This window comes from Streptomyces sp. NBC_00390 (genome assembly GCF_036057275.1).
In the GTDB taxonomy this organism is placed as follows: Bacteria; Actinomycetota; Actinomycetes; order Streptomycetales; family Streptomycetaceae; genus Streptomyces.
This window is the reverse complement of sequence record NZ_CP107945.1, coordinates 3,208,519-3,227,163: the sequence shown is the minus strand read 5'-3', so window position 1 is coordinate 3,227,163 and position 18,645 is coordinate 3,208,519. Positions and strand designations below refer to the sequence as shown.

The 18,645-nt window shown below is 71.0% G+C and carries 18 protein-coding genes; 9 read left to right on the top strand and 9 right to left on the bottom strand.

The window, feature by feature from the left end; all coding sequences use genetic code 11:
* Window positions 1-19: 19 nt before the first annotated feature.
* The 3 genes from OHS70_RS13635 to OHS70_RS13625 all read right to left on the bottom strand — a co-directional run bounded on the left by OHS70_RS13635 (window position 20) and on the right by OHS70_RS13625 (window position 3,520).
* Complete coding sequence (locus OHS70_RS13635) at window positions 20-631, bottom strand: TetR/AcrR family transcriptional regulator (protein ID WP_328397166.1); 612 nt, start codon at window positions 629-631, stop codon at window positions 20-22.
* Between the two features lie 137 nt (window positions 632-768).
* On the bottom strand, window positions 769-1,446 hold the full coding sequence (locus tag OHS70_RS13630; protein ID WP_328397164.1) for a peptidylprolyl isomerase: 678 nt from the start codon (window positions 1,444-1,446) through the stop codon (window positions 769-771).
* Between the two features lie 319 nt (window positions 1,447-1,765).
* Window positions 1,766-3,520: an acetyl/propionyl/methylcrotonyl-CoA carboxylase subunit alpha gene (locus tag OHS70_RS13625; protein WP_328397162.1), complete on the bottom strand. Its 1,755-nt coding sequence runs from the start codon at window positions 3,518-3,520 to the stop codon at window positions 1,766-1,768.
* A gap of 379 nt (window positions 3,521-3,899) precedes the next feature.
* On the opposite strand from OHS70_RS13625, the gene OHS70_RS13620 reads away from it, so the two are divergent.
* The gene (locus tag OHS70_RS13620) at window positions 3,900-4,337 is read left to right on the top strand and encodes a hypothetical protein (protein ID WP_328397160.1); all 438 of its coding nucleotides are present in this window, start codon (window positions 3,900-3,902) and stop codon (window positions 4,335-4,337) included.
* An 85-nt stretch (window positions 4,338-4,422) separates the two neighbouring features.
* On the opposite strand, the gene OHS70_RS13615 is transcribed toward OHS70_RS13620, so the two are convergent.
* The 4 genes from OHS70_RS13615 to OHS70_RS13600 all read right to left on the bottom strand — a co-directional run bounded on the left by OHS70_RS13615 (window position 4,423) and on the right by OHS70_RS13600 (window position 7,390).
* Window positions 4,423-5,031 (bottom strand): Maf family protein, encoded by a 609-nt coding sequence (locus OHS70_RS13615; RefSeq protein WP_328397158.1) that lies wholly within the window; start codon window positions 5,029-5,031, stop codon window positions 4,423-4,425.
* Window positions 5,032-5,122: 91 nt separating this feature from the next.
* The gene (mmpB, locus tag OHS70_RS13610; RefSeq protein WP_328397156.1) at window positions 5,123-5,251 is read right to left on the bottom strand and encodes a morphogenic membrane protein MmpB; all 129 of its coding nucleotides are present in this window, start codon (window positions 5,249-5,251) and stop codon (window positions 5,123-5,125) included.
* A 315-nt stretch (window positions 5,252-5,566) separates the two neighbouring features.
* Window positions 5,567-5,773 carry an acyl-CoA carboxylase epsilon subunit gene (locus OHS70_RS13605; protein WP_328397154.1) on the bottom strand — a complete coding sequence of 69 codons (207 nt, stop codon included), beginning with the start codon at window positions 5,771-5,773 and terminating at the stop codon, window positions 5,567-5,569.
* 15 nt (window positions 5,774-5,788) lie between these two features.
* Window positions 5,789-7,390 carry an acyl-CoA carboxylase subunit beta gene (locus OHS70_RS13600; RefSeq protein WP_328397152.1) on the bottom strand — a complete coding sequence of 534 codons (1,602 nt, stop codon included), beginning with the start codon at window positions 7,388-7,390 and terminating at the stop codon, window positions 5,789-5,791.
* Between the two features lie 134 nt (window positions 7,391-7,524).
* On the opposite strand from OHS70_RS13600, the gene OHS70_RS13595 reads away from it, so the two are divergent.
* The 5 genes from OHS70_RS13595 to hutH all read left to right on the top strand — a co-directional run bounded on the left by OHS70_RS13595 (window position 7,525) and on the right by hutH (window position 13,599).
* Window positions 7,525-8,382: a biotin--[acetyl-CoA-carboxylase] ligase gene (locus tag OHS70_RS13595; RefSeq protein WP_328397150.1), complete on the top strand. Its 858-nt coding sequence runs from the start codon at window positions 7,525-7,527 to the stop codon at window positions 8,380-8,382.
* 177 nt (window positions 8,383-8,559) lie between these two features.
* Window positions 8,560-9,753 carry an adenylate/guanylate cyclase domain-containing protein gene (locus OHS70_RS13590; protein ID WP_328397148.1) on the top strand — a complete coding sequence of 398 codons (1,194 nt, stop codon included), beginning with the start codon at window positions 8,560-8,562 and terminating at the stop codon, window positions 9,751-9,753.
* Between the two features lie 157 nt (window positions 9,754-9,910).
* A complete protein-coding gene (locus OHS70_RS13585) occupies window positions 9,911-10,711 on the top strand; it encodes an enoyl-CoA hydratase/isomerase family protein (protein WP_328397146.1) in 801 nt (266 codons plus the stop codon).
* Window positions 10,712-10,782: 71 nt separating this feature from the next.
* The gene (locus OHS70_RS13580; RefSeq protein WP_443062603.1) at window positions 10,783-11,946 is read left to right on the top strand and encodes a diguanylate cyclase domain-containing protein; all 1,164 of its coding nucleotides are present in this window, start codon (window positions 10,783-10,785) and stop codon (window positions 11,944-11,946) included.
* Window positions 11,947-12,057: 111 nt separating this feature from the next.
* Complete coding sequence (hutH, locus tag OHS70_RS13575) at window positions 12,058-13,599, top strand: histidine ammonia-lyase (RefSeq protein ID WP_328405604.1); 1,542 nt, start codon at window positions 12,058-12,060, stop codon at window positions 13,597-13,599.
* A gap of 76 nt (window positions 13,600-13,675) precedes the next feature.
* Here hutH and OHS70_RS13570 read toward each other — a convergent pair whose 3' ends face one another.
* Entirely contained in the window at window positions 13,676-13,993 is a 318-nt protein-coding gene (locus OHS70_RS13570; RefSeq protein ID WP_328397142.1) for a hypothetical protein, read from the bottom strand.
* Between the two features lie 108 nt (window positions 13,994-14,101).
* Here OHS70_RS13570 and OHS70_RS13565 point away from each other — a divergent pair, with 108 nt between their 5' ends.
* From OHS70_RS13565 to OHS70_RS13555, 3 genes are all read left to right on the top strand, one after another.
* Window positions 14,102-14,458, top strand: coding sequence for a hypothetical protein (locus tag OHS70_RS13565; protein ID WP_328397140.1), 357 nt, complete (start codon window positions 14,102-14,104; stop codon window positions 14,456-14,458).
* A gap of 259 nt (window positions 14,459-14,717) precedes the next feature.
* Window positions 14,718-15,977, top strand: coding sequence for a L,D-transpeptidase (locus OHS70_RS13560; RefSeq protein ID WP_328397138.1), 1,260 nt, complete (start codon window positions 14,718-14,720; stop codon window positions 15,975-15,977).
* Window positions 15,978-16,105: 128 nt separating this feature from the next.
* Complete coding sequence (locus tag OHS70_RS13555; RefSeq protein ID WP_328397136.1) at window positions 16,106-17,179, top strand: GNAT family N-acetyltransferase; 1,074 nt, start codon at window positions 16,106-16,108, stop codon at window positions 17,177-17,179.
* Here OHS70_RS13555 and OHS70_RS13550 read toward each other — a convergent pair.
* A complete protein-coding gene (locus tag OHS70_RS13550; protein ID WP_328397134.1) occupies window positions 17,125-18,384 on the bottom strand; it encodes a serine hydrolase domain-containing protein in 1,260 nt (419 codons plus the stop codon). The two genes, OHS70_RS13555 and OHS70_RS13550, sit on opposite strands and share 55 nt — an antisense overlap.
* Window positions 18,385-18,645: the final 261 nt, after the last annotated feature.

Here is an 18,645-nt window from a genome sequence, read left to right as displayed (position 1 = left end):
TTCGCCCGGCCCGGGCCGGTCACGCTCCGTCGGCCGGGCCGTCCGCTCTCAGCCCCCGCAGCGTCAGCGTGAGCAGCCGGTCGGCCAGCTCCTGGTCCTTCGGGTCCTGTTCCGCCGCCAGCGCGATCGCGTTCGTCAGCTGCATCAGGTCGGCGATCGACACATCCGCCCGCACCGACCCGCTCAGCTGCGCCCGTACCAGCAGCCGCTCGCCCGCCGCGTGCAGCGGCTCGCTGCACGACGAGAGTGCCGAACCCCTGTCGTGGGACGCCGACATGAGCGCCCGCGACAGGCCCCGGTACTCACCCGCATGAGTGATGATGGCGCGCAGCCACTCGACGAGCGCCGTGCACGGCTGCTCGGCGGCGGCCAGTTCGCGGGAGCGTTCCAGCAGTGCCGCGAGCGCCTCCTGGAAGACCGCGCACATCATCGACTGCCGGTTCGGGAAGTGCCGGTACAGCGTGCCGATGCCCACGCCGGAGCGGCGCGCGATCTCCTCGAGTGAACCGTCCGTGCCGTACTGCGCGAACACGGCACGCGCTTCGGTCAGCAGGCGCTCGTAGTTGCGGCGCGCATCGGCCCGCATGGGTCGTGCCGGGCCCGCTGCCGTACGGGCCGTACTGCTTGCCATCGAGCCGTCCTCCCGGAGTCCGCCCTGTCGTCCAGGATGCCATCGCTGGACCGGAAGGTGTCTCCGCGGCCCGACGGGCCGTTCGCCCCGCGCAGCCGGCGGGGTGCCGGACAGGTCGGCGGCACCCCACTCGCATGTCAGTCGCGGCTCTTGCCCGGGGTGGCAGCCGCTGCCCGCTCCACGGTCACCGACTCGATGACAACGGGCTTTCTGGGCCTTCCGTCGGTGGATTCGTCCGCGGTTCCCCTGTCGGCGATCTCGTGCAGCACGTCCATTCCGCTGATGACTTTCCCGAACGTGGTCCAGTTCGGCCCCATTCTGACCTTGGGATCAGCGTAAGTGATGAAGAACTGGCTGCCGTTCCTTCCGGGAACCGCCTTGGACATCGACACGGTGCCGGCCGTGTATTTCGATCCGCCGAGATTCTCGTCCGTGAAGAAATAACCTGGATCTGCTGTGCCCTTGCCGTCGGGGTCCCCGCATTCCAGCACGAAGATTCCCCGCGTGGTCAGGCGGTGGCACTTGCTGTCGTCGAAGTACTTCTTCCCGGCGAGGAAGGAGAACGAGGTGGTGGCGCAGGGCGCCTCCTGGGTCAGGGCCTCGAAGGTGATGTCTCCCCTGTTGGTGACCAGAGTGGCGGTGTACGGCCGCGACGCGGCCGCGGCGTCGAAGGTGGGGAGTCCGACGGACGTCCTGCCTCCGGTGGCTGTGTAGGAGCATGAGGCCGGCGGCTTCGCATCGGCGCTGTTCCCGGTCAGGGAGACCACCGTCCAGGTCAGTCCCGAACAGACCGTGCTGACGGCGAGAACCGTCATCAACGCCTTGGTCACACGCCGTCCGGTCCGTGAACCGGGATTCAGCTTTCCTCGCCAATCTCTGACGGACATTCGTTCCTCGATCTGTGGTGGGCGCAGTGGATGACGCGACACGGAAAGCGTATCCAGGCGCCTTTGTGCCGGATGGCCGACACACTCCGTTTCCCGCCAACTCGGCACGCCCGCACAGGCGGTGTGCCGATAGGCCGGACAAGTAATTGATCCGATAGAGAGAGAATCGGCGCTGAACATACGTGTGGGGCCTGCCCGTTGTCCTATGGACCGGGCAGGCCCCACACGTGGTGGACGATCCGGCGGATCAGTCCTTGATCTCGCAGATGGTCGCGCCGGACGTCAGCGACGCGCCGACCTCCGCCGACAGGCCCTTGACCGTGCCGGAGCGGTGGGCGTTGAGCGGCTGTTCCATCTTCATGGCTTCGAGGACGACGATGAGGTCGCCTTCCTGGACCTCCTGGCCCTCCTCGACGGCGACCTTCACGATGGTGCCCTGCATGGGGGAGGTGAGGGTGTCGCCGGAGGCGGCCGAGGCGGACTTCTTGGTGGCCCTGCGCTTGGGCTTGGCGCCGGCGGCGAGGCCGGTGCGGGCCAGGGTCATGCCGAGCGAGGACGGCAGGGAGACCTCGAGGCGCTTGCCGCCGACCTCGACCACGATGGTCTCGCGGCCGGCCTCCTCGTCCTCCTCCGTGTCGGCGGGGATGGCGTAGGGCTTGATGTCGTTGACGAACTCGGTCTCGATCCACCGGGTGTGGACGCGGAACGGGTCGGCGGTGAACGCCGGGTCGGACACGACCGCACGGTGGAACGGGATGGCGGTGGCCATGCCCTCGACCTGGAACTCGGCCAGCGCACGCGCTGCACGCTGCAGCGCCTGCTCACGCGTGGCACCGGTGACGATCAGCTTCGCCAGCAGCGAGTCCCACGCCGGGCCGATCACGGAGCCGGACTCCACACCCGCGTCGAGGCGGACGCCCGGGCCGCTGGGCGGGGCGAAGGTGGTGACGGTGCCGGGCGCGGGCAGGAAGCCCCGGCCGGGGTCCTCACCGTTGATGCGGAACTCGAAGGAGTGGCCGCGCACGGCCGGGTCGTCGTAACCGAGCTTCTCGCCGTCGGCGATGCGGAACATCTCGCGGACGAGGTCGATGCCGGTGACCTCTTCGGTGACCGGGTGTTCGACCTGGAGGCGGGTGTTGACCTCGAGGAAGGAGATGGTGCCGTCGGTGCCGACGAGGAACTCGACGGTGCCGGCGCCGACGTAGCCGGCTTCCTTGAGGATGGCCTTGGACGCGCGGTAGAGCTCGGCGTTCTGCTCAGCGGAGAGGAACGGCGCCGGGGCCTCCTCGACCAGCTTCTGGTGGCGGCGCTGGAGGGAGCAGTCGCGGGTGGAGACGACCACGACGTTGCCGTGGCTGTCGGCCAGGCACTGGGTCTCCACGTGGCGCGGCTTGTCGAGGTACCGCTCGACGAAGCACTCGCCGCGGCCGAACGCGGCGACGGCCTCGCGGACCGCGGACTCGTACAGCTCCGGGACCTCTTCGAGGGTGCGGGCGACCTTCAGACCGCGGCCGCCGCCGCCGAAGGCGGCCTTGATGGCGATCGGCAGCCCGTGCTGCTGGGCGAACGCGACGACCTCGTCGGCGCCGGAGACCGGGTCGGGGGTACCGGCGACCAGCGGGGCGCCGGCGCGCTGGGCGATGTGACGGGCGGCGACCTTGTCGCCGAGGTCCCGGATGGCCTGCGGGGGCGGGCCGATCCAGGTCAGGCCGGCGTCGATGACCGCCTGGGCGAACTCCGCGTTCTCCGAGAGGAAGCCGTATCCGGGATGGACGGCATCGGCTCCGGAATCGGCTGCGGCCTGGAGCACCTTGGCCATGTCCAGATAACTGGTGGCCGGGGTGTCACCGCCCAGGGCGAACGCTTCGTCGGCCGCGCGGACATGCAATGCGTCCCGGTCCGGATCGGCGTAGACGGCTACGCTCGAGATCCCGGCGTCCCGGCAGGCACGGGCAACGCGGACAGCGATTTCGCCACGGTTGGCGATGAGCACCTTGCGCACGATGGCTCCCTCCTTGAAACAAGCTGAGTTTAGGGACTGCCGACACGGCCTTTCGACCCGTCCCCAGTGGTGAGCTTGCCCACACGGAGCGTGATTCGAGGCTCGCGCAACCGCGAAATCCCTTGTCGCACCACGGTACGACGGGTTCCTCCTCCGCACAGTAACCCTCTGGTGTGGCCAAGGTCTCTGTTCGCAGGGCAAGCCGCCGAACGGGTTTCTTTGTGGGGTCCCTACGAAGGCGTCGATGATTCTTTGCCGTGAGGCCGGGCGTGCCACACCTCTTGTCCCAGGGTTTACCCGTTAGTAGCGTTCGCGCTGTCGTACGCACATCCGGTATCAGAGGGTTGGGGGCGCCGTGGCGCGCAGACCGGTGGCCGTAGTGGCTGCGCTTGTCCTGCTGGTGGAGGCCGTCGGCTTCGTGGCGCTCAACGGGATCATGGCCAGGTTCGTCGAGGCTCAGCAGATGTCGCTGGACGGCCTCGATCCTGACGCGATGGTCACCGGCACGTGGGCGCTGGGGATAGCCACCGGCCTGTTTCTGGCGTCGTGCGGCGTCGCCCTGGCGCTCGCCGCCGTGCGCGACCGTGCCCCGGGCCGGTTCGCCCGTGTCCTGCTGATCAGCTGCGCGGTCACGCACGGTGTGCTGGGCGCGCTGACGGTGGGTCTGGTCGGCTGGTACGCGTTCGGGTTCATGATGACGGTGCTCGCCCTGATCGTGGCGTCGCTGATCGCGTACGGCAAGGAGTTCGGGCGGGCAGCGCCGGAGACCGAGGACGTGCCTGGCCCCGCGGCCACGAACGGCGCGGCGCCCGCCTGAGCGGACGGAGCCGCCGCCGCGCCCGGAGCGAGCCGCCCGGGGGCTGTCCGCGGGCTGCCGCGCCGATGCCGGCAGCCCGTCCGCATCAGGCCCAGAGGCCGGTGATCGAGAAGTCCAGTTCCGCAAGGAGCGTGCGCAGCAGCGGCACCGAGAGCCCGATGACGTTCCCGTAGTCGCCCTCGATCCCGTCGATGAACGCCGCCGAGCGGCCGTCCAGCGTGAACGCGCCTGCCACATGGAGCGGTTCGCCGCTGGCGACGTACGCGGCGATCTCGGCGTCCGTCGGCTCCCCGAAGCGCACGACGGTCGACGCGGTCCTGGACACCTGCCGGCCGGTCGCCGTGTCGATCAGGCAGTGACCCGTCCGGAGCACCCCGGAGCGAGCGCGCATCGCCTTCCAGCGAGCCGTCGCCTCCACCCCGTCCGCGGGCTTGCCCAGCGCCTGCCCGTCGAAGTCGAGCACCGAGTCGCAGCCGATCACCAGGGCGCCCGCGACCTCGGGCCGGGCCGCAACCGCGGCGGTCTTGGCCTCGGCGAGCACCAGGGCCAGCTCCGCCGGGGTCGGGGCGCTCAGCGCGTCCTCGTCGACGCCGCTGACGATCACCTCGGGGGCGAGCCCTGCCTGCCGGAGCAGGCCCAGACGGGCCGGAGAAGCGGAGGCGAGGACGATGCGAGGGCGGGGGACAGAGGTCATGCGCCTCATCGTAGGCGCAGCGGCCTGCCGCCCGGGGGCCGGTCCGATGCCCCCGGACACGGCCCGCACAGCCCGAGCCCCTGGCGTCGGCTCAGCGCAGGCCGGACAGGAACATCACCACCACCATCGCCAGCGCCAGCACAACCCCGGCTCGTCGCAGCACGGCCTGCATGTCGCGCATTTCCTTGGGGGGCTCGTTCTCGGGGTCGGACCACAGCATGCCTTCGATCCTGCTGGCGCCTCCCGCGTCGCGCCTGAGTACGCGTACTCAACCCTGACCCCGCGGGGGGACCACGAGCCACTCGTCCGCAGGGCGCCGGGCCCGGCCGGCAGGGCTTCCCCGGGGGAAGGCCGCCCACGCCACCCGCACCGTGGCCGGCTGCACCGGCATCGGCACCCTCCCCGTGCAACGACGCCGGCTCCCAGGACCACAACCAGGTCTTGGGAGCCGGCGTCACGCGAAGAACCGGATCAGCCAACGGCGTCGCTGCGGGATCCGGCCCGTCCACCTTTCACTTCACTGCACAGGGTCCCGCTACAACGGCCAGTAGCTGCGGGCCCAGGACCGCGGTCCCGGCAGCGGCCTGCGTGTACGCGCGATCCGCGCCGGGTCCGACCATCCCTCGGGCGGCAGCGGGTCCCCGGCCTCGGCGTTCGCCGTCGCCGCGGCCCGCGCCTGAACCACCGCCAGTGCGGCGGCCAGTTCCTCCGGGGTCGGGTTTCCTCGTACGACCTTGATCATCCCGAAGTCCCTTTCCTAGAGGGGGATGTTGCCGTGCTTCTTCGGGGGCAGGCTCTCCCGCTTCGTCCGCAGCTGACGCAGGCCCTTGACGACCTGAGCCCGCGTCTCCGACGGCATGATCACCGCGTCGATGTAGCCGCGCTCGGCCGCCGTGTACGGGTTGAGCAGCGCGTCCTCGTACTCCTGGATCAGGCGCGCCCGGGTCGCCTCCTGGTCCTCCGCGGCCGCGATGGTGCGCCGGTGCAGGATGTTGACCGCGCCCTGCGCGCCCATCACCGCGATCTGCGAGGTGGGCCAGGCCAGGTTGAGGTCGGCGCCCAGGTGCTTGGAGCCCATGACGTCGTAGGCACCGCCGAACGCCTTGCGCGTGATCACCGTGATCAGCGGGACGGTCGCCTCCGCGTACGCGTAGATCAGCTTCGCCCCGCGCCGGATGATGCCGCTGTACTCCTGGTCGACACCCGGCAGGAAGCCCGGCACGTCCACGAACGTCAGCACCGGGACGTTGAACGCGTCGCAGGTGCGCACGAAGCGCGCGGCCTTCTCGGAGGCGTTGATGTCGAGGCAGCCGGCGAACTGCATGGGCTGGTTCGCCACGATGCCGACCGGGAAGCCCTCCACCCGGCCGAAGCCGGTGAGGATGTTCGGCGCGAACATCGCCTGGGTCTCCAGGAACTCGCCCTCGTCCAGCACATGCTCGATGACCGTGTGCATGTCGTACGGCTGGTTCGCGGAGTCCGGGATGAGGGTGTCCAGCTCGCGGTCCTCGGCGCTCACCGCCGTGTCAGCCGGCTCCGGGAAGGCGGGCGGCTCGGACAGGTTGTTGGACGGCAGGTACGACAGCAGGGACTTGACGTACTCGATCGCGTCCTTCTCGTCGCCCGACATGTGGTGCGCGACACCCGAGGTGGTGTTGTGCGTGCGGGCGCCGCCCAGCTCCTCGAAGCCGACGTCCTCGCCGGTGACCGTCTTGATGACGTCGGGGCCCGTGATGAACATGTGCGAGGTCTGGTCGACCATCACCGTGAAGTCGGTGATCGCGGGGGAGTAGACGGCGCCGCCCGCGCACGGGCCGACGATCAGGCTGATCTGCGGAATGACGCCCGACGCATGCGTGTTGCGGCGGAAGATCTCGCCGTACATGCCGAGTGCGCTGACGCCCTCCTGGATACGGGCGCCGCCGGAGTCGTTGATGCCGATGACCGGGCATCCGGTCTTCAGCGCGAAGTCCATCACCTTGATGATCTTCTGGCCGAACACCTCGCCGAGAGCACCGCCGAAGACGGTGAAGTCCTGCGAGAACACGGCTACCGGGCGGCCGTCGACGGTGCCGTATCCGGTGACCACACCGTCGCCGTAGGGACGGGTCTTGTCCAGGCCGAAGTTGGTGGAGCGGTGCCGGGCGAACTCGTCCAGCTCGACGAAGGAGTCCTCGTCGAGGAGCAGGTCGACCCGCTCCCGGGCCGTCAACTTGCCCTTGGCGTGCTGCTTTTCCACCGCGCGAGCGGAGCCGGCGTGCGTCGCCTCGTCAATACGGCGCTGCAGATCCGCGATCTTTCCCGCGGTGGTGTGGCTGCTTTGATTCAGAGAGAGGGCGATCTCTTCCGGCTCGGACATCGGGATGCGGCTCCCTGGCTGGTCACGGGGTCGGTAAAGGGGGTGCGTAACGGGTTCCGTTGCTACTGACTCGTAGCGTATCGGCGCGGATACCGTTCGGCAGTGCGGCGTTGGCCACACCTAACCTGGCTTGCATGACGCCACAGAATGCGCCCGACAGCCGCTGGTCCGACCTCGACCGGCCCCCGCTGAACGTTGCCGCACTGCGCAGGGCCCTGCTGGTGCCGGGCTCCTTGTGGACCTCTCTCGATGTGGTCACCTCCACCGGCTCCACCAACTCCGACCTGGCCGCACTGGCCACGTCCCGGCCCGAGGGCGCCGTGCTCGTCGCCGAGGAGCAGACCGCCGGGCGGGGGCGGCTGGACCGGAGCTGGACCGCTCCCGCGCGCTCGGGCCTGTTCCTGTCCGTACTCCTGCGGCCCGGCACCGACGTGCCCGTGGCGCGCTGGGGCTGGATGGCGCTGCTCACCGGAGTGGCCGCCGCGACCGGGCTCGCCAAGGCCGCCGGGGTCGACATGTCCCTCAAATGGCCTAATGACCTGATGGTTACCGTCGGTGGCGAGGAACGCAAGGCGGGCGGGATCCTGGCCGAGCGCGCCGGGGACGAGGCGGTCGTCGTCGGCATGGGGATCAATGTGTCCCTGCGGGCCGACGAGCTCCCCGTTCCGACGGCGGGGTCACTGGGACTGGCGAACGCCGTCTCCACCGACCGCGACCCGCTGCTGCGGGCCGTGCTGCGCTCGCTCGAGCGGTGGTACGGCGACTGGCGCGCGACAGGCGGCGACCCGGGCGCGAGCGGGCTCCAGGCGGCGTACGCGGCAGGCTGCTCGACCCTGGGGCGCGAGGTGCGCGCCGAGCTGCCCGGCGCGCGCTCCCTCACCGGCGAAGCGGTGGCGCTAGACGGGGACGGGCGCCTGGTGCTGCGGACGGGGGACGGCGAGCGGCACGCGGTGAGCGCGGGGGACATCGTCCATCTGCGGCCGGCGACCTGACCGCTGTCCAAGGGCCGACCGCCGGTTGCGGTTGAACCCTCATCCATCTCGAATCCGCCGAATCCACTGAATCCGTCCGGTCGCCGGGACGTGAGCCAGGGCACACCTGCCGTATCGTTGAGGCGTTCGGCGACAGATCGGCAGGGCATTGCGCAGGGAACGGGCAGGAGGCGGCTGGTGACCGTCGACGACACCACTTCCGGCGCGGGCGCACAGCCGCCGTCGGACTCCTCCTCCGGCTCCTCCGGTGCGTCCGCCCGATCGTCGTCCTCGGTGCATCCGACGCCGCACCACGAGGTCGACCACACGGCGGAACCGACGCACGACCCGCTCGCCATCCGGCTGGAGCAGCTGATCCTGGGGGCCGAGCGGCGCTACACCCCCTTCCAGGCCGCCCGCACCGCGGGCGTCTCCATGGAGCTGGCCTCCCGGTTCTGGCGGGCGATGGGCTTCGCCGACATCGGGCAGGCGAAGGCGCTCACCGAGGCGGACGTGCTGGCGCTGCGGCGGCTCGCCGGTCTGGTCGAGGCAGGCCTGCTCAGCGAGCCGATGGCGATCCAGGTCGCGCGCTCGACCGGGCAGACCACCGCCCGGCTGGCGGAATGGCAGATCGATTCCTTCCTGGAGGGCCTGACCGAGCCGCCCGAGCCGGGGATGACCCGCACCGAGGTCACCTATCCGCTGGTCGAGCTGCTGCTGCCCGAGCTCGAGGAGTTCCTGGTCTACGTGTGGCGGCGGCAGCTCGCCGCGGCCACCGGACGCGTGGTGCAGGCCGCCGACGACGAGGAGATGGTCGACCGCAGACTGGCCGTCGGCTTCGCGGACCTCGTGGGCTTCACGCGGCTGACCCGCCGCCTGGAGGAGGAAGAACTCGGCGAGCTGGTCGAGTCGTTCGAGACCACGTGCGCGGACCTGGTCGCGGCGCACGGCGGCCGGCTGATCAAGACCCTCGGCGACGAGGTGCTGTACGCGGCGGACGACGCGGGCACGGCGGCGGAGATCGCGCTGCGCCTGATCGACGCCATGACGCACGACGAGTCGATGCCGGCGCTGCGGGTCGGTATCGCCTTCGGCACGGTCACGACGCGCATGGGCGACGTGTTCGGTACGACGGTGAACCTGGCGAGCCGCCTCACCTCGATAGCGCCGAAGGACGCGGTCCTGGTCGACGGGGCGTTCGCCGAGGAGCTGATCCGCACGGGGGACGCACCGGCCTCGGAGGCGGAGGCGGCCCAGGAGGCGGCCACGGCGGAGAAGGAGGGCGCCGAGCCCCCCGCGTACCGCTTCGCCCTCCAGCCGATGTGGCAGCGGCCGGTGCGTGGCCTCGGCGTGATCGAGCCGTGGCTGCTGTCGCGGCGCCCGGCATCCTGAGCACTGCCCCGGCGTCCTGAGCACCGCTCTGGCGTCGGTGGGCAGCATCCCGCGGCCGGGCATCGCGTTCCCGCGGGGACCGCGCCTATGATCCCGGTGAATCATCGTTCCGTGTTCCTCGGGGGTTCCCCCCAAACCCCCAGGGAGGGGTCGTCACATGGCCGAGTCCGAGCAGCGGTTCGGGGAGTTCGTCGTCGTGCGCAGGCACGAGCAGGGGCATGTCGCCGAGCTCGTGCTGGACCGGCCGAAGGCCATGAACGCCGTCTCCACCGAGATGGCCCGCTCCATCGGTGACGCCTGTGCCGCGCTCGGCGCGGACCGGGACGTACGCGTGACCGTCCTGACCTCCTCGCACGAGCGGGCCTTCTGCGTCGGTGCCGACCTCAAGGAGCGGAACTCCTTCACCGACGCCGAGTTGGTGCGGCAGCGGCCCACCGCGCGGGGCGCGTACACCGGCGTGCTGGAGCTGCCGATGCCGGCCGTCGCCGCCGTGCACGGATTCGCTCTCGGCGGGGGATTCGAGCTCGCGCTGTCCTGCGATGTGATCGTCGCCGACGCCACCGCCGTCGTCGGCCTGCCCGAGGTTTCCGTCGGCGTCATCCCCGGAGGCGGCGGCACCCAGCTGCTGCCGCGCCGCGTCGGTGCGGCCCGTGCCGCCGAGCTGGTCTTCTCGGCACGGCGGGTGGAGGCCGCCGAGGCGCGGGAGTTGGGTCTGGTCGACGTCCTCGCGGACGACGCCCGCACCGAGGCCCTCGCCCTCGCGGCCAGGATCGCCGCGAACTCCCCGGTCGGGCTGCGCAACGCCAAGCGCGCGATGCGGCTCGGGCAGGGACTCGACCTGCGGGCCGGTCTGGAGGTCGAGGACGCGGCCTGGCGTGCCACCGCCTTCTCCGGGGACCGCGCCGAGGGCGTGGCGGCCTTCAACGAGAAGCGCACGCCCCAGTGGCCCGGAGAGTGACCGGCCGGCCCTCGGGGCGCGCGGTGCGACCCAACTGATCAAACTGGCCGAAACCTCCCTAAGCTGGGGTGATGGCTGAGGATCGGCGGTTGCGGGCCGTGGTGGCGCTGGCGCAGGCGATGGCGGCCGCCCACACACCGCGCGACTCCTGGCGGGCGGCGGCGCTGGGCGCCTGTGACGCGCTCGCCGGGACCTTCGCCGCGCTCTCGGTGTGGGAGCGGGAGCGCGGGCGGCTCCGGGTGCTCGTCAACGCGGGCGAACGGGCCGACGGCGAGGAGGAGTTCCCCGAGTCGGAGACGTACCCCGTCAACCACTTCCCGGAGATCGCCGAGTTCCTGCACGAGCGGTGGGCCGCCGGCGGAGAACCGGACGGCTGGGTGGAGACGGTGGACGGTCCGGCCACGCCCGAGCACGGTTACAGCCACCAGAGGATGGCCGCCCTGCGGCGCCGCAAGCGCGGCTGCTGCGTCGTCGCGCCCATCGTGCTGCACGGGCGGGCCTGGGGCGAGCTCTATGTCGCCCGCCCGCCGGCCGCCCCCGTCTTCGACCGGGACGACGCCGACTTCGCCACGGTCCTCGCCTCGGTCGTGGCCGCCGGGATCTCGCAGACCGAGCGGCTGGAGGAGGTGCGCCGGCTCGCCTTCACCGATCCGCTGACCGGGCTCGCCAACCGCCGTGCCGTCGACGCCCGTCTCGACGAGGCCATCGAGGCGCACCGCGCGGACGGGACGGTGGTCAGTCTCGTCGTATGCGATCTCAACGGCCTGAAGCAGGTGAACGACACCCACGGCCATGCGGTCGGCGACCGGCTGCTGGAGCGGTTCGGATCGGTCCTGTCGCTGTGCGGCGCGATGCTGCCGGGCGCGCTGGCCGCCCGGCTGGGCGGGGACGAGTTCTGTCTGGTCACGGTGGGTCCTCCGGCGGGCGACGTGGTCCGGGTCGCCGATGAACTGTGCGTCCGCGCCCAGGAGTTGGAGCTCGGCGAGGGAGTCGCGTGCGGGGTCGCGTCGACCGGGGACCCGATCGGCCAGGTCCGCTCGGGCCGCCGGCTGTTCCGGCTCGCGGACGCGGCCCAGTACCGGGCGAAGGCGGCGCGCTCCCCGAAGCCCGTGGTGGCGGGCCGCGACGGCACGGTGCTCCGGCTCGCCGACACCCCGCCGCGCTCGCCGCAGGACCGCCGCCGCTTCCGGGACGCGCGGCCGGAGGACGACCAGGAGCCGTGGAGCGAGCCCTGAGCGCTGTAGGGCGAGTGCAGGGAGGCCTGCCCCCTACCGGGGAGTAAGGGGCGAACTCGGCCGCCACTGGTGACAGGTTTGGATTCAGTCCGTACGCTGCTGAATATGGATATGCACACTGTCGTGGTGGGGACGTCCGGTACCACCGCCGCCGACGTCATCGCCGTGGCCCGCGGGGGCGCCCGTATCGAGCTCTCCGACGAGGCCCGCACCGCCCTCGCAGCGGCCCGCGCCGTCGTGGACGCACTGGCCGCCAAGCCCGAGCCCGTCTACGGGGTCTCCACCGGATTCGGCGCCCTCGCCTCCCGGCACATCAACCCCGACCTCCGGGCCCAGCTGCAGCGCAACATCGTGCGCTCGCACGCCGCCGGCATGGGCCCGCGCGTCGAGCGCGAGGTCGTCCGCGCCCTGATGTTCCTGCGTCTGAAGACCGTCGCCTCCGGCCACACCGGAGTACGCCCCGAGGTCGCGCAGACCATGGCCGACGTGCTGAACGCCGGCATCACGCCCGTCGTCCACGAGTACGGCTCCCTGGGCTGCTCCGGAGACCTCGCCCCGCTCTCCCACTGCGCCCTGGCCCTCATGGGCGAGGGGGACGCCGAAGGCCCCGACGGCACCGTCCGCCCGGCCGGTGAGCTCCTCGCCGAGCACGGCGTCGAGCCCGTCGTGCTGCGCGAGAAGGAGGGCCTCGCCCTCCTCAACGGCACCGACGGCATGCTCGGCATGCTGATCATGGCCCTCGCCGACCTCGAGCGGCTCTACAAGTCCGCCGACGTCACCGCGGCCCTGTCGCTGGAGGCCCTGCTCGGCACCGAGAAGGTCCTCGCCCCCGAGCTGCACGCCATCCGCCCGCACCCCGGCCAGGCCGCCTCGGCCGCCAACATGCTCGCGGTGCTCAAGGGCTCCGGGCTCACCGGCCACTTCCAGGAGGAGGAGGCGCCCCGCGTCCAGGACGCCTACTCGGTGCGCTGCGCCCCGCAGGTCGCGGGCGCCGGCCGCGACACGATGGCGCACGCCCGCCTGGTCGCCGACCGCGAACTCGCCTCCTCGGTCGACAACCCGGTGGTCCTCGCCGACGGAAGGGTCGAGTCCAACGGCAACTTCCACGGCGCACCCGTCGCGTACGTCCTGGACTTCCTCGCCATCGCCGCCGCCGACCTCGGCTCCATCGCCGAGCGCCGCACCGACCGGCTCCTCGACAAGAACCGCTCGCACGGCCTGCCGCCGTTCCTCGCCGACGACGCCGGCGTCGACTCCGGCCTGATGATCGCCCAGTACACCCAGGCCGCCCTGGTCAGCGAGATGAAGCGGCAGGCCGTCCCGGCCTCCGCCGACTCCATCCCGTCCTCCGCGATGCAGGAGGACCACGTCTCCATGGGCTGGTCGGCCGCGCGCAAGCTGCGCACCGCCATCGGCAACCTCAACCGGATCATCGCCGTCGAGCTGTACGCGGCGACCCGCGCGATCGAACTGCGGCGCCATCTGACCCCGGCCCCCGCCTCGCAGGCCGCCATCGCCGCCCTGCGCGCCGCGGGCGTCGAGGGCCCCGGCCCTGACCGGTTCCTCGCCCCCGACCTGGAGGCCGCGGACGCCTTCGTACGGGACGGGAGGCTCGTCGAGGCCGTGGAGCCGGTGACCGGCCCGCTGGCCTAGCGGAACGGCCGGGCCCGGCAGCGGCCACGTCACGCAAAACGGCCGCCCCCAGCCGGGGGCGGCCCTTCGCGCTCCGTCAGAACGCGGCCGGGGCGGATGTGCGCCTGCGCACCGAGTAGGCCACGAAACCCGCCCCGATGCCCAGGCACGCCGTCCCGGTGACGACATACGGGGTGGTGTCGACACTGCCGGTCTGCGCGAGCGTCAGCTGCTGCTTACTCTCCGTGGTCGCCTCGCCCTCGGAGACCTCCGCGGCGGAGGCGGTCGAACCGGTGCCGGAGTGCCGCGCGGTGTGTTTCTCGGCAGTGGCATTGGCCGAGGGGACGAACCACAGAGCACAGAGCAAAGTCCCTGCGGCAGTGGCGGTGAGCAGCGGTCGACGTGCGACGGACACGGACTCGATCCCCCTTGAGGCATCCTCGACTTGGGTGGGTGCGCTGATGCTAGTGAAAGCAGCGGGTCGCAGGAAAGCCGCGAGCGCGGGAGCCCTACTCTCCGTCGTGTGACTACTTCTGAGACATCACAGTATGTGCGCCTACACGTGGAATTGGTGCTGGAGATCCAGGACCCCGGCGCCCTGACCGGCGCGGCCCTGGAGCGGATCGCGGACGACGAGTTCATGCCGGACGAGGAACGCGCGCACGCCGGGGCCACGGTCCGCGAGGACGAGGCGGAGGCGCTCGCGTATCTCGTGGACCCGTTCGACCTGGTCGGCGAGGTGCCCGGGGTGGAGCTCGCGCAGGCGTCGTGGAGCAGCGAGCAGATCGAGTACGACCCGGATGCGGAGGAATGGGACCTGGACGAGGAGGATGGAGAGTACGAGGATGAGGCAGGCACCGACGACGATGCCGGCCGCTGAGCGCGCCACGGGAATCTGACAGGCTTCGGGCCCCGGATCGCCGGGCAGGCGAACCGGAGCCCGGCCGGGTCCGTGATGCTCCGTGTCGATCCGCGAACGGGCGCAACCAGCGTGGCGTCCGTCGCGTCGATCAGAATCGGTGCCGGAGTCTCGTGGGTCGAGATGGCGGTGAGTGGTGTTCCCCACATCCGTTCCGGGTGTGGAACCGGATCGCCCGGAACGCGTGTTACCAAGTGAGCGGTCAGGGGAATCGGTAGCGATGGAGAAGCGTGTGATGACGGAAAGCAAGCGGCGCCGGGGCCTGATGGTCGCCTCCGCGGTACTCGGCGGCGTGCTGGTGCTTTCGGCCTGCTCCGACGACGGGGACAAGTCGGGCGGCACCCAGGACACATCACAGGCCAAGGCCGACGAGGCGGCCGCCAAGGACACCTCCAAGGCCCGAATAGCGATCTCGCCCAAGAACGGCGCGACCAACGCCAGCATCAACAACGCGGCCAAGGTCACCGTCAGCGACGGCACCCTGACCGAGGTCACGATGACCACGGCCGACGGCGCGCCGGTGCAGGGCACCCTCGCGGCCGGCGGCAAGAGCTGGAAGCCCGACGGGCAGCTGCAGCGCTCGACCACCTACAAGATCGCCGCGGTGGCGAAGGACGCCAAGGGCCTCGAGGCCCACGAGAACGCGTCGTTCACGACCGTCTCGCCCGCCAACAGCTTCATCGGCAACTTCACGCCGGAGGACGGCTCCACCGTCGGCGTCGGCATGCCGGTCTCGATCAACTTCAACAAGGCGATCACCGACAAGAAGGCCGTCCAGTCCGGGATCACCGTGACCTCCAGCAGCGGTCAGGAGGTCGTCGGCCACTGGTTCAACCCCCAGCGCCTCGACTTCCGCCCCGACCAGTACTGGCAGGCCGGCTCGACCGTCACCCTGAAGCTCGAACTGGACGGCGTCGAGGGCGCGCCCGGTGTCGTCGGTGTCCAGCAGAAGACGGTCACCTTCAAGATCGGCCGGAACCAGGTCTCCGTCGTCGACGCCGCCGCCAAGACCCTGACGGTCACCCAGGACGGCAAGACGGTCAAGACCATTCCGATCTCCGCCGGTTCGCCCGACAACCCGACCTACAACGGTCAGATGGTGATCTCCGAGAAGTTCAAGGAGACCCGGATGAACGGTGCGACGGTCGGCTTCACCGACGACGACGGCAAGGGCGAGTACGACATCAAGGACGTCCCGCACGCGATGCGGCTGTCCACGTCGGGCACCTTCATCCACGGCAACTACTGGGGTGCCGACTCGGTCTTCGGCTCCGTCAACACCAGCCACGGCTGTGTGGGCCTGAACGACGTCAAGGGCGCGGGCGACCCGAACCAGCCCGCCGCCTGGTTCTTCGACAACTCGATCGTCGGTGACGTGGTCGTCGTCAAGAACTCCAAGGACACCACCATCAAGCCCGACAACGGCCTGAACGGCTGGAACCTGAACTGGGCGCAGTGGAAGGCCGCCTCCGCCGTCTGATCCCTCCACCCGCACACTCCCACCGGCGGCGGCACCCTGGCTCAGGGTGCCGCCGCCGGCGTCTGCTCCGCCGCGCCCCTCGCGAAATTCCCCTGCGCGGACGACGGCACGACCGTACGGTCCACAGCATGACGATCATCCGCCTTCCCTCCCCGCCGGCCGCCGCCACTGTCGACGCCTGGCACGCCGTCCTCCGGGCCGCGCATCTGCACGACCTGCCCGCCGACGTGCCCCCGCCGGGCCGGGCGCAGACCGAGGGAAAGCTCCGGCACCCCTCGGTGAACACCGAGGCCGTCCACCTCGTGGCCGTCGCCGCCGACGGCTCGTACGACGGCGTCGCGTCCCTGGTGCTGTTCCTGGACGAGAGAAACCGGCACACCGCCTTCCTCGACATGCTCGCCGTGCACCCGAGAGCAAGGAAGCGGGGCACCGGCGCGCGGCTCTGGAGCGCCGTACGCGACGAACTCGCCGCCCACAGGCGCACATCGGTCACGGTCGAAATCGAACTCGGCGGCGCGGGTGAGGCGTTCGCCGTCGGCCTCGGCTTCACCGAGGTGCTGTCGCTCGCCTGGTACGTGCAGAACATCGCCGACGCGCTCGCCGTCCACCCCCTGCCACCCCGGCTGCCCGACGGCTACACCTACGCCCACTGGACCGGTGTCGTGCCCGACGCGCTCGCCGCCGCGTTCGCCGAGGCTCACAACGCCATGGAGGACGCACCCAGCGGTGACATGGACCGGGCCACCCCCGCATGGGACGCGGACCGGGTCCGGGCCGCGGCGCAGGTGATCGAGGACCGGGGCGGCTTCATCCTCTCCTCGGCGGTGGTGCACACGGCGGGCGGCAGCGACACCGTGGCCGCGTACACCGAGCTGGTGCTGCGCGACCCGTCGGACGTGCGAGCCCTGCAGTACGACACGGTGGTCCTGCCCGCTCACCGCGGCCGCGGCCTCGGCCGGGCCGTCAAGCGCCATATGCTCACCGCGGTCGCCTCGGCCCAGCCGTCCGTACGCGAGATCGCGACCACCGTCGCCGACGAGAACCGCCCGATGCTGGCGGTCAACCAGCAGCTCGGCTACCGGCGCGAGCGGGCAGTCGGCTACTTCCAGGCCGTGCTCCCACCCGAACGTGCCGGGCGGCCGGCGCGTCAGGCGGACGGGGACGGCGACGCCGCGGACGGCGCCGACGGCGGCAGGGCGTAGACATTGTCCGGGGTCACGATGCGGGTGACGGCCTCCGCGAACAGCGTGCTGTTCTCGGAGCCCTTGTAGAGGAAGTCCGCGTTGGTGAGGATCACCAACGTCGCCTTGGCAGAGGGCAGATAGACCGTCACCGACTCGTAGCCGGGGAGCGAGCCGTTGTGCCCGATCCACCCGTTGGTGGTGAAGATGCCGAGCCCGTACGCGGTCCCCGGGTAGCCGGTGGGCAGCATCCGCAGGCGCTGCCGTTGTGTGGCGGGCTTGAGCAGGGTGCCCTTCGCGAGGATCGGCGCCCATCTCCGCAGGTCCTGCAGGTCGGAGATGATCGCGCCGGCGGCCCAGGCCCAGGACGGGTCCCAGTTCGTCGCGTTCGCGATCTCGCCGTTCGGCGTCTGCATCGTGTAGCCCTGGGCGTGCGGTTCGGGGAACTCGGTCCCCTTGGGGAAGAGCGTGTTGCGCAGGCCCGCCGGTTCGATGACCTGCTGCTCGAGGAAGTCGCCGAGTGGTTGGCCGCTCACCTCCTCGATGACCCGGCCGAGCAGGATCAGGTTGGTGTTGGAGTAGTTGAACTTCTTCCCCGGGGCGAACAGCGGCGGGTGCTTGAAGGCATAGTCGAGCAGCTGCTGCGGTGTGAACCTCCGGTCGGGGTCGGACATGAAGGCTTTGTCGAAGTCCGGGTCCTGGGTGTACGAGAAGAGTCCGCTGCGCATCTCGGCGAGCTGGCGCAGGGTGATCCGGTCCCCGCCCGGGACGTCGTCCACGTACTTCGAGATCGGGTCGTCGAGGCCGAGCCGCCCCGCGTCCACCAGCCGCAGGATCCCGGTCACCGTGAACGTCTTGGTCTCGCTGCCGATCCGCATGTGCAGGTTCTCCGACATGGCGGCACCGGTGCCCTTGTCGGCTTCACCGAACGAGCGGACGTAGGTGCCCTTGCCCGGCAGCCACAGCCCCACGGTCACCCCGGGCACGCCCGCCTGCTTCAGCGTCTGCTGGACGGCCTTGTCCAGCTGCGACGACAGAGCCGGGGTGAGTTCACGGACCGAGGTGCTGGGGGAGGGCGTCGGGGCGGCGGCCGCCGGCGGAGCGCTCGTCGTGGTGCCGCTGCACGCCGTCACTGTCAGGAGCCCGGCGGCGGCGCAGGCCGCCACGGCGAGCCTGCCCTGGGCTGTTGCCGCCGCCCACCTGCGGCGTTCGGAGCTGCGCGTCATCCCGGATGCCTCTTTCCGCCGTGCGGTCGGTGCGGCGGCACGCGGAGAAGGAAGGTCGCGAAGGGGCGCGTGCCATGCCCAACGTAAGTCCGGCGCATGTCCCCGAAGGGGTGACCGGGCCCGGCACTGACCCGTTCGCAGCAGGCCGGAACGAGGACGGCACAGCATCCTGCCGGGCCGTCCGGCCGAACGGGGAGCCGGTTACCCCGGAGGTAATCGACTGCCGCGCGTGTCCCCGGCAGGATCGAACGCATCAGGCAC

Bases quoted from the DNA above. Each gene is read 5' to 3' on its own strand.
- OHS70_RS13635 (WP_328397166.1), bottom strand. From the start codon at position 631: ATGGCAAGCAGTACGGCCCGTACGGCAGCGGGCCCGGCACGACCCATG.
- OHS70_RS13630 (WP_328397164.1), bottom strand. From the start codon at position 1,446: ATGACGGTTCTCGCCGTCAGCACGGTCTGTTCGGGACTGACCTGGACG.
- OHS70_RS13615 (WP_328397158.1), bottom strand. From the start codon at position 5,031: ATGACCTCTGTCCCCCGCCCTCGCATCGTCCTCGCCTCCGCTTCTCCG.
- mmpB (WP_328397156.1), bottom strand. From the start codon at position 5,251: ATGCTGTGGTCCGACCCCGAGAACGAGCCCCCCAAGGAAATGCGCGAC.
- OHS70_RS13605 (WP_328397154.1), bottom strand. From the start codon at position 5,773: ATGATCAAGGTCGTACGAGGAAACCCGACCCCGGAGGAACTGGCCGCC.
- OHS70_RS13600 (WP_328397152.1), bottom strand. From the start codon at position 7,390: ATGTCCGAGCCGGAAGAGATCGCCCTCTCTCTGAATCAAAGCAGCCAC.
- OHS70_RS13595 (WP_328397150.1), top strand. From the start codon at position 7,525: ATGACGCCACAGAATGCGCCCGACAGCCGCTGGTCCGACCTCGACCGG.
- OHS70_RS13585 (WP_328397146.1), top strand. From the start codon at position 9,911: ATGGCCGAGTCCGAGCAGCGGTTCGGGGAGTTCGTCGTCGTGCGCAGG.
- OHS70_RS13580 (WP_443062603.1), top strand. From the start codon at position 10,783: ATGGCTGAGGATCGGCGGTTGCGGGCCGTGGTGGCGCTGGCGCAGGCG.
- hutH (WP_328405604.1), top strand. From the start codon at position 12,058: ATGCACACTGTCGTGGTGGGGACGTCCGGTACCACCGCCGCCGACGTC.
- OHS70_RS13560 (WP_328397138.1), top strand. From the start codon at position 14,718: ATGGAGAAGCGTGTGATGACGGAAAGCAAGCGGCGCCGGGGCCTGATG.
- OHS70_RS13555 (WP_328397136.1), top strand. From the start codon at position 16,106: ATGACGATCATCCGCCTTCCCTCCCCGCCGGCCGCCGCCACTGTCGAC.
- OHS70_RS13550 (WP_328397134.1), bottom strand. From the start codon at position 18,384: ATGACGCGCAGCTCCGAACGCCGCAGGTGGGCGGCGGCAACAGCCCAG.